At 61.8% G+C, this 13,698-nt stretch carries 12 protein-coding genes and 2 pseudogenes; 8 read left to right on the forward strand and 6 right to left on the reverse strand.

Features of this window, described 5'->3' with window-relative positions; all coding sequences use genetic code 11:
- Nucleotides 1-22: 22 nt before the first annotated feature.
- Nucleotides 23-712: a tetracycline resistance transcriptional repressor TetR(C) gene (gene tetR(C), locus FLQ03_RS00695; protein WP_144373916.1), complete on the reverse strand. Its 690-nt coding sequence runs from the start codon at nt 710-712 to the stop codon at nt 23-25.
- 92 nt (nt 713-804) lie between these two features.
- On the opposite strand from tetR(C), the gene tet(C) reads away from it, so the two are divergent.
- The gene (tet(C), locus tag FLQ03_RS00705) at nt 805-1,995 is read left to right on the forward strand and encodes a tetracycline efflux MFS transporter Tet(C) (RefSeq protein WP_001297013.1); all 1,191 of its coding nucleotides are present in this window, start codon (nt 805-807) and stop codon (nt 1,993-1,995) included.
- 55 nt (nt 1,996-2,050) lie between these two features.
- Here the strand turns inward: tet(C) and FLQ03_RS19655 are convergent, their stop codons facing one another.
- Entirely contained in the window at nt 2,051-2,179 is a 129-nt protein-coding gene (locus FLQ03_RS19655; RefSeq protein ID WP_001260374.1) for a type VI secretion protein, read from the reverse strand.
- A 265-nt stretch (nt 2,180-2,444) separates the two neighbouring features.
- Here FLQ03_RS19655 and FLQ03_RS00720 point away from each other — a divergent pair, with 265 nt between their 5' ends.
- Nucleotides 2,445-2,723 (forward strand): site-specific integrase, encoded by a 279-nt coding sequence (locus FLQ03_RS00720; protein ID WP_000015696.1) that lies wholly within the window; start codon nt 2,445-2,447, stop codon nt 2,721-2,723.
- Between the two features lie 357 nt (nt 2,724-3,080).
- Here FLQ03_RS00720 and FLQ03_RS00730 read toward each other — a convergent pair whose 3' ends face one another.
- Nucleotides 3,081-3,785 (reverse strand): IS6-like element IS26 family transposase, encoded by a 705-nt coding sequence (locus FLQ03_RS00730; RefSeq protein WP_001067855.1) that lies wholly within the window; start codon nt 3,783-3,785, stop codon nt 3,081-3,083.
- 65 nt (nt 3,786-3,850) lie between these two features.
- Between FLQ03_RS00730 and FLQ03_RS00735 the strand changes: the two are divergent.
- Nucleotides 3,851-4,072: pseudogene (locus FLQ03_RS00735) on the forward strand (tyrosine-type recombinase/integrase); the annotation flags it as partial.
- Nucleotides 4,073-4,349: 277 nt separating this feature from the next.
- On the opposite strand, the gene FLQ03_RS00745 reads toward FLQ03_RS00735, so the two are convergent.
- The 3 genes from FLQ03_RS00745 to FLQ03_RS00755 form a co-directional block, all read right to left on the reverse strand.
- Nucleotides 4,350-5,441: a TniQ family protein gene (locus tag FLQ03_RS00745; RefSeq protein WP_476756200.1), complete on the reverse strand. Its 1,092-nt coding sequence runs from the start codon at nt 5,439-5,441 to the stop codon at nt 4,350-4,352.
- A 71-nt stretch (nt 5,442-5,512) separates the two neighbouring features.
- Nucleotides 5,513-6,421: a TniB family NTP-binding protein gene (locus FLQ03_RS00750; RefSeq protein ID WP_027011230.1), complete on the reverse strand. Its 909-nt coding sequence runs from the start codon at nt 6,419-6,421 to the stop codon at nt 5,513-5,515.
- Nucleotides 6,422-6,423: 2 nt separating this feature from the next.
- A complete protein-coding gene (locus FLQ03_RS00755) occupies nt 6,424-8,244 on the reverse strand; it encodes a Mu transposase C-terminal domain-containing protein (RefSeq protein WP_420855644.1) in 1,821 nt (606 codons plus the stop codon).
- A gap of 105 nt (nt 8,245-8,349) precedes the next feature.
- Here FLQ03_RS00755 and FLQ03_RS19720 point away from each other — a divergent pair.
- The 5 genes and pseudogenes from FLQ03_RS19720 to clpK form a co-directional block, all read left to right on the forward strand.
- Nucleotides 8,350-8,877: pseudogene (locus FLQ03_RS19720) on the forward strand (tyrosine-type recombinase/integrase); the annotation flags it as partial.
- A gap of 88 nt (nt 8,878-8,965) precedes the next feature.
- Complete coding sequence (locus tag FLQ03_RS19725; RefSeq protein WP_476756201.1) at nt 8,966-9,595, forward strand: tyrosine-type recombinase/integrase; 630 nt, start codon at nt 8,966-8,968, stop codon at nt 9,593-9,595.
- A gap of 270 nt (nt 9,596-9,865) precedes the next feature.
- Entirely contained in the window at nt 9,866-10,147 is a 282-nt protein-coding gene (locus FLQ03_RS00770) for a helix-turn-helix domain-containing protein (RefSeq protein WP_144373917.1), read from the forward strand.
- A gap of 35 nt (nt 10,148-10,182) precedes the next feature.
- A complete protein-coding gene (locus FLQ03_RS00775) occupies nt 10,183-10,752 on the forward strand; it encodes an Hsp20/alpha crystallin family protein (RefSeq protein ID WP_144373918.1) in 570 nt (189 codons plus the stop codon).
- Between the two features lie 92 nt (nt 10,753-10,844).
- Nucleotides 10,845-13,694 (forward strand): heat shock survival AAA family ATPase ClpK, encoded by a 2,850-nt coding sequence (clpK, locus tag FLQ03_RS00780; RefSeq protein ID WP_128663932.1) that lies wholly within the window; start codon nt 10,845-10,847, stop codon nt 13,692-13,694.
- Nucleotides 13,695-13,698 lie beyond the last annotated feature (4 nt).

Consider the following 13,698-nt stretch of genomic DNA (forward strand, 5'->3'; position numbering starts at 1 on the left):
TACTTGGGAGGGAGGGGCTTGCTCATGCGGTCATTCTACCGGACAGGCGCAAGCCCTGATTTGTGCAACAAAGCCCCTCAATGTCGTTCGTAGTGAGCCTCATTTTTTCAAGACCGCCGATGATGAGAGCCAGGCCTCGCTCGAATGCCGCGTCCGGACCGCCTTCGTAGACGATTTTCATCGCGCTCTGTAGGCGCGCCGGCATCGTAGACGCTGAGGTGGTCAACTGATCTTCGCCCCGCTCCTCGGCGTCTGCCTCGCTAGCTTGCTGCTCAAGAACAGCGCCGACGGTGAAGTAGCTGATTGCCATCAACGCATAGGTCGCGTCACCTGCCGAAAAGCCAGCATCGCAAAGGAAGCGAAGCTGCGCGTCGGCTTTTTCCATCTGCGGCGCGGCTGGCCGCGTCCCGGCATGAATACGCGCGCCATCGCGATAAGCGAGCAACGCCCGTCGAAAACTGCATGCATTGCCCTTCAGGAACGAACGCCAGTCGTCGTCATCCCTTGGCGTCGAATGCGTGTGATTTATCGTCAGCATGGCTTCGGCAAGTGCGTCGAGCAACGCACGCTTGTTCTTGAAATGCCAGTAGAGCGCTGGCTGTTGCACCCCGAGGCGCTCAGCCAGTCGGCGCGTCGTTAGACCTTCCATGCCCACGTCGTTAAGCAGTTCGAGCGCGGTTCGGATCACGGCCTCGCGTTGGAGCTTGTTCATTCGCGAATTCTCATGTTTGACAGCTTATCATCGATAAGCTTTAATGCGGTAGTTTATCACAGTTAAATTGCTAACGCAGTCAGGCACCGTGTATGAAATCTAACAATGCGCTCATCGTCATCCTCGGCACCGTCACCCTGGATGCTGTAGGCATAGGCTTGGTTATGCCGGTACTGCCGGGCCTCTTGCGGGATATCGTCCATTCCGACAGCATCGCCAGTCACTATGGCGTGCTGCTAGCGCTATATGCGTTGATGCAATTTCTATGCGCACCCGTTCTCGGAGCACTGTCCGACCGCTTTGGCCGCCGCCCAGTCCTGCTCGCTTCGCTACTTGGAGCCACTATCGACTACGCGATCATGGCGACCACACCCGTCCTGTGGATCCTCTACGCCGGACGCATCGTGGCCGGCATCACCGGCGCCACAGGTGCGGTTGCTGGCGCCTATATCGCCGACATCACCGATGGGGAAGATCGGGCTCGCCACTTCGGGCTCATGAGCGCTTGTTTCGGCGTGGGTATGGTGGCAGGCCCCGTGGCCGGGGGACTGTTGGGCGCCATCTCCTTGCATGCACCATTCCTTGCGGCGGCGGTGCTCAACGGCCTCAACCTACTACTGGGCTGCTTCCTAATGCAGGAGTCGCATAAGGGAGAGCGTCGACCGATGCCCTTGAGAGCCTTCAACCCAGTCAGCTCCTTCCGGTGGGCGCGGGGCATGACTATCGTCGCCGCACTTATGACTGTCTTCTTTATCATGCAACTCGTAGGACAGGTGCCGGCAGCGCTCTGGGTCATTTTCGGCGAGGACCGCTTTCGCTGGAGCGCGACGATGATCGGCCTGTCGCTTGCGGTATTCGGAATCTTGCACGCCCTCGCTCAAGCCTTCGTCACTGGTCCCGCCACCAAACGTTTCGGCGAGAAGCAGGCCATTATCGCCGGCATGGCGGCCGACGCGCTGGGCTACGTCTTGCTGGCGTTCGCGACGCGAGGCTGGATGGCCTTCCCCATTATGATTCTTCTCGCTTCCGGCGGCATCGGGATGCCCGCGTTGCAGGCCATGCTGTCCAGGCAGGTAGATGACGACCATCAGGGACAGCTTCAAGGATCGCTCGCGGCTCTTACCAGCCTAACTTCGATCATTGGACCGCTGATCGTCACGGCGATTTATGCCGCCTCGGCGAGCACATGGAACGGGTTGGCATGGATTGTAGGCGCCGCCCTATACCTTGTCTGCCTCCCCGCGTTGCGTCGCGGTGCATGGAGCCGGGCCACCTCGACCTGAATGGAAGCCGGCGGCACCTCGCTAACGGATTCACCACTCCAAGAATTGGAGCCAATCAATTCTTGCGGAGAACTGTGAATGCGCAAACCAACCCTTGGCAGAACATATCCATCGCGTCCGCCATCTCCAGCAGCCGCACGCGGCGCATCTCGGGCAGCGTTGGGTCCTGGCCACGGGTGCGCATGATCGTGCTCCTGTCGTTGAGGACCCGGCTAGGCTGGCGGGGTTGCCTTACTGGTTAGCAGAATGAATCACCGATACGCGAGCGAACGTGAAGCGACTGCTGCTGCAAAACGTCTGCGACCTGAGCAACAACATGAATGGTCTTCGGTTTCCGTGTTTCGTAAAGTCTGGAAACGCGGAAGTCCCCTACGTGCTGCTGAAGTTGCCCGCAACAGAGAGTGGAACCAACCGGTGATACCACGATACTATGACTGAGAGTCAACGCCATGAGCGGCCTCATTTCTTATTCTGAGTTACAACAGTCCGCACCGCTGCCGGTAGCTATTGACTATCCGGCTGCACTAGCCCTGCGTCAGATGGCTCTGATCCAAGGCAAACTGCCAAAATATCTGCTGGCACCGGAAGTCAGCGCCCTGCACCATTATGTTCCGGATCTGCATCGCAGGATGCTGCTGGCTACCCTGTGGAACACCTACATCTGTATTAACGAAGCGCTGGCATTGACCCTGAGTGATTTTTCTCTGGTGCCGCCTTATCACTGTTGAAGGCCACCGCTCATCACGCGTTTGCTGACATTGAGCCCTGCCGGCCGATCGGCCTGAGACTCTCAGCACAGGAGACGGCGGGTGACGAGCGTATACTTTTTCGACGCTTGGTTGCGGTCGCGCTAGGCGTGGCCGCCGACGAACCCGCTGGTGTCGCCCTTGCGGAGCAGCGCAAGGCGGACCTTGCCACGACATCCCCTCGCCCGCCGATCGTCTAAATTCGTCGAGGTTAAGAAATTCCCGCTCCGGCGAGGCCATCACCATCACCGGCGTCAGGTAGTGGACATGGCAGCAGCGCACGCAGGGGCACTGTTGCAAAGTTAGCGATGAGGCAGCCTTTTGTCTTATTCAAAGGCCTTACATTTCAAAAACTCTGCTTACCAGGCGCATTTCGCCCAGGGGATCACCATAATAAAATGCTGAGGCCTGGCCTTTGCGTAGTGCACGCATCACCTCAATACCTTTGATGGTGGCGTAAGCCGTCTTCATGGATTTAAATCCCAGCGTGGCGCCGATTATCCGTTTCAGTTTGCCATGATCGCATTCAATCACGTTGTTCCGGTACTTAATCTGTCGGTGTTCAACGTCAGACGGGCACCGGCCTTCGCGTTTGAGCAGAGCAAGCGCGCGACCATAGGCGGGCGCTTTATCCGTGTTGATGAATCGCGGGATCTGCCACTTCTTCACGTTGTTGAGGATTTTACCCAGAAACCGGTATGCAGCTTTGCTGTTACGACGGGAGGAGAGATAAAAATCGACAGTGCGGCCCCGGCTGTCGACGGCCCGGTACAGATACGCCCAGCGGCCATTGACCTTCACGTAGGTTTCATCCATGTGCCACGGGCAAAGATCGGAAGGGTTACGCCAGTACCAGCGCAGCCGTTTTTCCATTTCAGGCGCATAACGCTGAACCCAGCGGTAAATCGTGGAGTGATCGACATTCACTCCGCGTTCAGCCAGCATCTCCTGCAGCTCACGGTAACTGATGCCGTATTTGCAGTACCAGCGTACGGCCCACAGAATGATGTCACGCTGAAAATGCCGGCCTTTGAATGGGTTCATGTGCAGCTCCATCAGCAAAAGGGGATGATAAGTTTATCACCACCGACTATTTGCAACAGTGCCCCGTAGAACAAGCAGGCATCACGAAGCCCGCCACACCGCACACCCTCCGCCACTCGTTCGCGACGGCCTTGCTCCGCAGCGGTTACGACATTCGAACCGTGCAGGATCTGCTCGGCCATTCCGACGTCTCTACGACGATGATTTACACGCATGTGCTGAAAGTTGGCGGTGCCGGAGTGCGCTCACCGCTTGATGCGCTGCCGCCCCTCACTAGTGAGAGGTAGGGCAGCGCAAGTCAATCCTGGCGGATTCACTACCCCTGCGCGAAGGCCATCGGTGCCGCATCGAACGGCCGGTTGCGGAAAGTCCTCCCTGCGTCCGCTGATGGCCGGCAGCAGCCCGTCGTTGCCTGATGGATCCAACCCCTCCGCTGCTATAGTGCAGTCGGCTTCTGACGTTCAGTGCAGCCGTCTTCTGAAAACGACATATGCGCCGGAAAGTTCTAACCGTCAAAAGTTGTCACTTAACCCGTCACTCTGTCTAAGACATGCAAAGGGCCCATTAGGCTCGTAATGTGACAAAAATTCCGGGGGGGATGCCTTCCTTTGCAAAGGTGGTGCGCAACTGTTCCAGGGAAGCGGGATCGCGCCGACCATAGGAAGCCAACGCGAACAGCGAGCGTGCCGTCTCGGGGTCGTGCCGCGCTTCAATGATCGCCTCACTGATAGCTTGGACCGCCCGTTGCCAGTGATTGACGGGTTCGGGCTTCGGCGCTTTCGCCGGCAGACCACTGGTGAACCCGGTTTGGGGCTCGGACCAGAACAGCTTTGCATGCTCGCCTGGCGGGCTGATATCCCTCACCTCGATCAAGCTGATTGCCGTTGCCGCTGCCTCCAGCATCTGCAACCGTATTGCCGGGTTCAGGGTTTCATACGGTCGCCACAGACTTTGCCCAGCACGCAGCGGATGCCCGCAGCCTTGCCAGACTTGGCGAAGATACCCCGCGTAGGTTCCGCACGCCGAAAGCGGGGTGTTCAGCTCATCGAGCAGCGTGCGTAGCAGTCGAAACCACAAACCAGCGTGGATGCGTCGGCGCGGCAGTTCCACATGGCCGGTCGTCAGTGCCTGCCAGGTACGCCGGTCCATCACTGCAATCGCGTCGCTGGCGGTGCGCGACGCAGTGTCGGCGTTCTCCCAGCCGAGAAACCGCCCAGGCACGCCCGAATAGGATTCCAGCCAGCAGCCATGCAGCGGGCAGCTCAGCATCAGGGGCAGCTTCCATGCAAGCAGTACGGCGTGGTTTGCCGGGTCGTTCAGACAGAGCGGACAGGCGCGATGTATCGGCTGGCTGGGCAGCCAGGCACGCCAGCTCGTGATGGATCGCGTCCTACGGCGGAGTTTCGGCAGCAGCACCGAGAGCTGGAACGCATAGGTTTCCAATGCGTCTGGAATCTGATCATCAAGGCTGTCCAGTAGCCAAGGCACCCAGCCGGCGAAACTCATGCAACGCAGCCGGTCCGGCTCGATGCCGCTCCGCTGGGAGAGCATCGCCAACAGCGCCAGTGGTGGCGCGGTATCCAGGTCATCAACCTGAGCGTGACCAAGATCGTGCTCCAGCAGCTCGGACACCTCCATGTGATAGCAAAGGGCCACGCGGTTGAGCTACGAAGACAAGGCTTCGCCTTCTCTGGGGGCCGGATGCAGTGGCCAGCGTGGCGCTGGCTTCACATCAGTTCCCGCTCGAATTGCCGCCGCCGCTCGCTGGGGCCGGTGTAGTCGGCCATGCTGAGCGTGCGGTGGTTGATCGCTTCCTCTCCGCTCTCCACGGCGACGATGGCCGCCGCCATCAGCAAGTGCGCCAGTTCGCCTATGGTGCCCTCGCTGCGTGTGAGCAGGTAGCGGGCCATGTCCAGCGTGGCAATCGACGAGGGTCGCCGCAGTGGAAGCGAAGCGGCGAAACTGGCCAGCAGTGAGCAGCAATCGTGATTGGCCTCCCATACCGGCAGCATCATCGGCTCGAAGCGATTTTCCAACTGGTCATCGGAGCGGATGGCCAGGTAGGCGTCGCGCGTGCCGACCCCGACCAGTGGGATGCGCAGTTCATTGCCGAGGAAGCGCAGGAGATTGAGGAATTCCCGGCGATTGACGCTGTTACCGGCCAAGACGTTGTGCAACTCGTCGATCACCAGCATGCGCACGCCGACCTTGCGCAGCAGTGCCAGCGCCAGTTGTTCCATTTCTGGCAGCCGTGGGCGCGGTCGCAATGGCGCACCCATCGCCGCGAGCAGCGCGACGTAGAAGCGGATTACCGACGGTTCGGATGGCATCTGCACGACCAGTACCGGAATGTGCTCCTGGTCGGCGTCGGCTCTGGCCGGATGCGTGCGCCGGAACTTCTCGACGATCATCGACTTGCCGTTGTTGGTCGGGCCTACCAGCAGCAGGTTGGGCATGCGTTGCTTGTTTGGCCACGCATACAGGGTTTCCAGCCGGTTCAGCGCCTCGACTGCTCGCGGATAGCCGATCCAGCGGTCGGCGCGAAGGCGATGGATGCGTTCGTCCGCCGGGAGACGGGCCAAGCCCTGGGCCGCCGGCAGCAGGTGGGACAAGTCGATGATGGGATATTCTTCCACGGCTACCACTCCTCAATCTGGTCGAACGGTTTGGCCGGCAACTGGTTGTCTGCCTGCTGCCCATCCATGTCAGCGCCCGGTGGTGGCGTGGTTTTGACAGGCGGTGCCGTTGCCTTGAGATGCTGGCGTCGATCCGCGTCGCGCCGCGCCTTGCGCGTAGCCTTCTGCGCGGTGGTAACGATTTCGCGCATCTGGCCGATCATGCGGAACAACGCCGACTCATCCACCTGTTCGCGCCCTTGCTGCCGCAATTTCGCCAGCGCCTGTCGTTGTTCCCAGAGGGTGACAGCCGGGTGCGACAAGGTACGGTAGGGAATTTCCAGGTAGTGCTGCCCCTCTGGTTCCAGCACCCATATGCGGCTGATGTCGCGCGGGTCGCGCCGGATCAGGAACGCAGGCAAGCGGTCCCGCCGAGCTATCCACGGCTTGAGCGCATCGGCGTAGTAGTGGATGTGGTCGATGACGAAGCCGGTGCGGGTCAGCGTGCGGCGGATGATGGGCAGAAAATCGACCAGAAAAGCCGTAGCGCGAGTGATGACGGTTGGCACGCCGGTCCGCGTGATAGCTTCGGCCCAGCGCGCGGCCGGCGGTTGGAGCAGGCCGTTGTGCACAGAGCCGTGATAGGTGCCGACCGCCAATGTGAGCCAGCGCTCCAGCTCGCGCAGTGTCAGGGCGGCCATCTTCTCGGAGGCGTATTCCCCGCGCTGGTCAGGATTGGAGAAGGTCGTCCCCGGCAATTCGTCGTGGATCATCTGCATCGCCGTGCCGATGATCCGTTCCACGATACCGCCGTAGTGCGGCTGCCCGAGCGGGCGATAGTCCAACCGGATGCCATGCTGCTCGCAGCCACGGCGCAGCGCCTCGCTCTTGAACTCAGCCGCGTTGTCCAAGTAGAGCAGTCTGGGCTTGCCGCTCATCGGCCAATCCATCTCTACGTTCAACCCTTCCAACCAAGGGCGCTTGTCGCAGGCGGCATGCACCAAGCACAAGCCGACCGAGACGGCGGACGGGGCTTCCAGCGTAACGACCATGCCAACCACGCAGCGGGTGAATACGTCGATGGCGAGGGTCAGGTACGGACGGCCAATCGGTTGCCGGTCGCGCTCGTCCACCACGATCAGGTCGATGACTGTGTGGTCGATCTGCACCTGCTCCAGCGGCGCGGAGACGGGTGGCGGAACACCACCAACACCTTGCAGGTCGCGGGCGGCATCTTGTCCTTCCCGGCGGTGAGTGACCTCGCGCGGATCGAGGCCGGCGATCCGCAGTGCCACCGTGTTGCGCGCCGGCACCCGCAGCTTTTGCAGCTTGCACGCCCGCACAACTTCGCGGTGGAACGCCGCCAAGCTACGCTTCTGCTTGGTCAGGAAGCGCTTTTGCAGTAACTCGCGGATGATTCGTTCGACCGACTCCGGCAAGCGGCCTTTACCTTTGCCACCGCTCGACTGCCCAAGAGCCAAGTCAGTGACCAGCCCCGAACCTAGCCGGGCACGGCGGATCAGGACGTAGACCTGCCGCCGGGACAGCCCCAATGCCTGGGCTGCCGCGTCGGCCGCTTCATGCCCAACCGTCTCCGACTGCGCCAACAGCCCAATGATCTCCGCACGACGACGCGCACGCTCCCATGCCTGTTCTGGCAGGGTGGCCACGCCGTGCTCGGTAATCGGTGCGGTATCGGTCGCCCGCTCCACTGCATCGTTCCAGGGAATTCTGAGGAAGCCCAAGAAGCATCGTAAGTCGTTGATTCTGGTTGCGTTTTCGACACCTCGATGTTCCAGTGGGCTCCACGGAAATCCACCTGAAGCCACGACGTTTATGTCCATTTTTGTGTCCATTTTTGCGGGCACGACGGCTTCCGGATTGTTGCTAGGGCGCTGAGGTCGATGGGTTAAGCATCTGGTTCCTGACTCATGTTCAGGAGCTAGAGCATGGCACTCTCAGACTTGGTGGTCCGCCAAGCCAAAGCCACCGGCAAGGCCTACACACTTCCAGACATCGATGGTCTCTCCCTGGCCGTGACGGCCACGGGCAGCAAGAGCTGGCACTTCCGTTACTACTGGATGAAGGAGCCCAAGCGCATGTCGCTGGGCACCTATCCCGAGGTGTCCCTTCGTGAGGCACGCGCCCTGCGTGACGAGGCGCGCGCCTTGGTGGCCAAGGACATCAACCCGCGCCTTCACCGCAAGCAAAAGCGCGCCGCGGTCAAACTCGCCGGTGAAAACACCTTCGAGGCGATCTACAAGAAGTGGCTTGCCCACCGCGAACTCGGCCTCAAGAAGGGCCGGCAGACCACCCTCTCGATCCTCCCTCGCGTCTTCGCCAAGGATGTGCTGCCCTTGCTGGGCAAGCGCTCGATCTACGACATCAAACGCCCTGACCTGCTGGAAGTGATCGCCAGGATCGAGCGGCGCAAGGCGCTCTCCGTCGCCGAGAAAGTCAGGACGTGGTTCAACCAGATGTTCCGCTACGCGCTGGTGGTCGTGCCGGGCCTGGAGCAGAACCCGGCTTCCGACCTCGACGTGGTGGCGCTGCCGCTGCCCAGGGGTGAACCACAACCCGTTCCTGCGCATGGCCGAGTTGCCGAAGCTGTTGCAGCGCCTGCGCAAGTATCGTGGCCGGCTGCAGACCCAGCTCGGTCTGCGGCTGCTGCTATTCACCGGCGTGCGCACGGGCGAGCTGCGCCTGGCGACGCCGGATCAGTTCGACCTCGATCGGGGCCTCTGGATCATCCCGCCCGAGGTCGTGAAGCAGCTCCAGGTGGACATGCGCAGGAAGCGCCAGTTGCCCAAGGACATTCCACACTACATCGTGCCGCTGTCGGTGCAGGCCATCGAGATCGTCCGGCACCTGCTCGAACAGCTCAAACCGGCCCAGCACTATCTGTTCCGCCACGACAGCGAGTTGAAGAAGCGCATGAGCGAGAACACGCTCAACGGCGCGCTCAAGCGCATGGGCTATCGCGACCTGCTGACCGGGCACGGCATCCGGGGCACGATGTCCACCGCGCTCAACGAGATCGGCTACCCGAAGGTGTGGGTGGACGCGCAACTCTCGCACGTCGATCCCAACAAGGTCACCAGGCAGCCGGGAGGCAGCTGCGTGCACCAGGCCGCAAACTTGTCAGCGGCCAGCGCCTTGGCAACCACCATGCGCGCATCCACCGCATGCACCTAGATAACCCGCTTAGCCAGATCCACCCCGACTCGCGCAATCTCGTTCATGGACTTCCCCTTCACATGGCTACAGATTGACGACTTGGGGAGCACCATCGCGGCGGCAGCCAACATTTGTTTCCTCGCTGCTTACGATTGATTCACATCGATCGGCCAGCAGATCGCTGAATGTTGGCTCTTGACTTTCTGCATGTTAGGTGCAACATCTAGCAAAGTCTTGCAAGAATTTCCTCGAGCGAGGCCGCGTGACGACGGAACTAGTGGGGGTGGTATGACAGCGCGCCAGCAGGCGATCTTCACACTCGACGAGTTGGCTGCCTACTTGAAAGTCGGCAGGCGGACGCTTTACCGGCTCGCCTCGCACGGGGAGATTCCGGCCTTCAAGGTCGGCGGGACGTGGCGGTTTCGTCAAAGTGAAATCGATCGATGGATCAATGATCAGACCCAAGCAGGCAGAAAAAAGGAGGTGATACGTACAGATGAGCAACCGAAGTCAGCGGAACATCCCGTGTCGCCTGGGCGCGCTGTCCATAGCCGCAGGCAAACGGAGTGAGCGAGATTCTTCAATTTTTCTTCTGGAGGTGTGACATGGACATTGATTTCAAGAAATTGGCTCCCTGGAACTGGTTCAAGAAGGAGCAGGAAGAACAACAGAGCACTGCCTCGCTGCCGGTGCAGCGCAATGACCTGCCGGTGGCGGGTGGGCCCGTCAGTCCCATCCTGCAATTGCATCGCGAGATCGACCGCCTGTTCGACGACGCGTTTCGAGGCTTCGGTTTCCCGACGCTGGCCATGCCACGCTGGCCGTCGGACTGGCCGGGCATGCTGAAGCCGGCGCTGGACATCCAGGAGACCGACAAGCAGTACAAGATCGCCCTGGAAGTACCCGGCGTCGAGGAAAAAGACATCCAGATCACGCTCGACAACGACGTGCTGCTGGTGCGCGGTGAAAAGCGTCAGGAGCAGGAAACGAAAGACGGCGGTTTCCACCGGGTGGAGCGCTCCTACGGCAGCTTTCAGCGCGCTCTGAACCTGCCGGCCGATGCCAACCAGAACACGATCAAGGCCGCTTTCAAGAACGGCGTGCTCACGATCACGATGGAAAAGCGCGAGGCCAGTGCGCCCAAGCAGGGCCGCTCGATCCCGATCAACGGCTGACGCTGGTCGGCTCGCTATTCTCAAAACCACAATAGGATGAGGCGCCGTGATCGGCGGCGTCTCATCAAATCCATCTTTACAGGAGCATCAGCATGGCCAGAAAACAATGCCAAGTCTGCGGCCAGCCCGCCACGGTGCGGGTGGAAGCCAATCTCAATGGTCGCCACAGCACCATGCTGTTGTGTGACGATCACTATCGCCAATTGGTGCGCCAGCAAAAGCGCACCGTCTCGCCGCTGGAAGCCTTGTTCGGCTCGCGCAGCGGGCTGTTCGAAGACTTCCTTGGCAGCGACTTCTTCCGCATCGGTGACGACGCACCGTCCATGGCGGCCGATACTGACGAGGTCGTCGATGCCTCGTTCGGCGAACCCGCCCCGGCCGGTACGGGCACCGCGCGCCGTCGCGGCAGTGGGCTCGCCAGCCGTATCAGCGAACAGTCCGAGGCCCTATTGCAGGAGGCCGCCCGACACGCTGCAGAGTTCGGGCGCGCCGAAGTCGATACCGAACACCTGCTGCTGGCGCTGATCGACAGCGACGTGGTGAAGACCATCCTGGGGCAGTTCAAGATCAAGGTCGATGACCTCAAGCGCCAGATCGAATCCGAAGCCAAGCGCGGCGATAAGCCGTTCGAGGGCGAGATCGGCGTGTCGCCCCGGGTCAAGGACGCGCTCAGCCGTGCTTTCGTGGCCTCCAACGAACTCGGCCACTCTTATGTCGGGCCGGAGCATTTCCTGATCGGGCTCGCCGAGGAAGGCGAAGGTTTGGCGGCCAACCTGCTGCGCCGTTACGGCCTCACGCCGCAAGCGCTGCGCCAGCAGGTCAGCAAGGTGGTCGGCAAAGGGGCCGAGGATGGCCGCGCCGAGACGCCGACCAACACGCCGGAACTCGAAAAGTATTCGCGCGACCTCACCAAGATGGCGCGCGAGGGCAAGCTCGATCCGGTCATCGGCCGCGCGCAGGAGATCGAGACGACCATCGAAGTGCTGGCCCGGCGCAAGAAGAACAACCCGGTGCTGATCGGCGAGCCCGGCGTCGGCAAGACCGCCATCGTCGAAGGGCTGGCGCAGCGCATGGTCGCCGGCGAAGTGCCCGAGACGCTGCGCGACAAGCGTCTGGTCGAACTCAACATCAACGCCATGGTGGCAGGCGCCAAGTACCGCGGCGAGTTCGAGGAGCGCGTGCAGAAGGTGCTCAAGGAAGTGACCGAGCACCAGGGCGAGCTGATTCTCTTCATCGACGAGGTGCACACCATCGTCGGTGCCGGCCAGGGTGGCGGCGAAGGCGGGCTGGACGTGGCCAACGTGTTCAAGCCGATGATGGCGCGCGGCGAGCTGAACCTGATCGGCGCCACCACGCTCAACGAGTATCAGAAGTACATCGAGAAGGATGCCGCGCTGGAGCGTCGCTTCCAGCCGGTGATGGTGCCCGAGCCGACGGTAGCGCAGACCATGATGATCCTGCGCGGCCTGCGCGACACCTTCGAGGCGCACCACAAGGTCAGCATCACCGAGGATGCGATCATCGCCGCCGCCGAGTTGTCCGACCGCTACATCACCGCGCGCTTTCTGCCTGACAAGGCCATCGACCTGCTCGACCAGGCGGCCGCACGCGTGAAGCTGTCGGCCACGGCCCGCCCGGTGGCGGTGCAAGAGCTGGAGTCCGAACTGCACCAGCTGCGGCGTGAGCAGGACTACATGGCCTCGCGCAAGCAGTACGACAAGGCCGCCGAGCTGGGTAAGCGCATCGAGGCCAAAGAGGCCGAACTCAAGAAGCTCGTCGAGGAATGGGAACGCGAGCGCGCCTCGGGCAGCGCCGAGGTCAAGGCAGAGCACGTGGCGCAGATCGTCTCGCGCCTGACCGGCATTCCGGTCAACGAGCTGACGGTGGAAGAACGCGAGAAGCTGCTGCATCTGGAGCAGCGGCTGCACGAGCGCCTGGTGGGCCAGGACGAAGCTGTGCGCGCGGTGGCCGATGCCGTGCGTCTGGCGCGCGCGGGCCTGCGCGAAGGCGGCAAGCCAGTGGCCACCTTCCTGTTCCTCGGGCCGACGGGTGTGGGCAAGACCGAACTCGCCAAGGCGCTGGCCGAGTCGATCTATGGCGATGAAGGTGCGCTGCTGCGCATCGACATGTCCGAGTACGGTGAACGCCATACCGTGGCACGCCTGGTGGGCGCGCCTCCGGGTTATGTCGGCTATGACGAGGGCGGCCAGCTCACCGAGAAGGTGCGTCGCAAGCCCTACAGCGTGTTGCTGCTGGACGAGATCGAGAAGGCTCACCCCGACGTCTACAACATCCTGCTGCAGGTGTTCGACGACGGGCGGCTCACCGACGGCAAGGGCCGGGTGGTGGATTTCACCAATACCATCATCATCGCCACCTCGAACTTGGGCTCGGACATCATCCAGCGTCGGCTGAAGGCCCGTGGCGCCGCCGGCGAGGAATACGAGAAGACCAAGTCCGAGGTGATGGACGTGCTGCGCGGACACTTCCGCCCCGAGTTCCTCAACCGCATCGACGAAATCATCGTCTTCCATGCGCTGGGCAAGGAGGAGATCCGCCATATCGTCGGCCTGCAGCTCGATCGTGTGGCCCGCAACGCCGCCAGCCAGGGCGTGACGCTGACCTTCGATCAGACCTTGATCGATCACTTCGCGGAGGAAGGCTACAAGCCCGAGTTCGGCGCGCGTGAGCTCAAGCGGCTGATCCGCAGCGAGCTGGAGACGGCACTGGCGCGCGAGATGCTGGGTGGCGGTATCGGCAAGGCCGATACCGCCAGCGCCCGCTGGGACGACAAGGCCGAACGGGTGGTCTTCGAGCGCCAGGAGCCACCCGCGAAGCCGGCCGAGCCTGAGAAGCCCGATGCCGCGAACGTGGCCGAGACGCCGCCTAGCGACGCGAGCAAGCCTGCGCGCAAGAAGAAGTCAGCGGGCGGCGAATCTTGAGCGA

Source organism: Vogesella urethralis (genome assembly GCF_007644045.2).
Taxonomy (GTDB): Bacteria; Pseudomonadota; Gammaproteobacteria; order Burkholderiales; family Chromobacteriaceae; genus Vogesella; species Vogesella urethralis.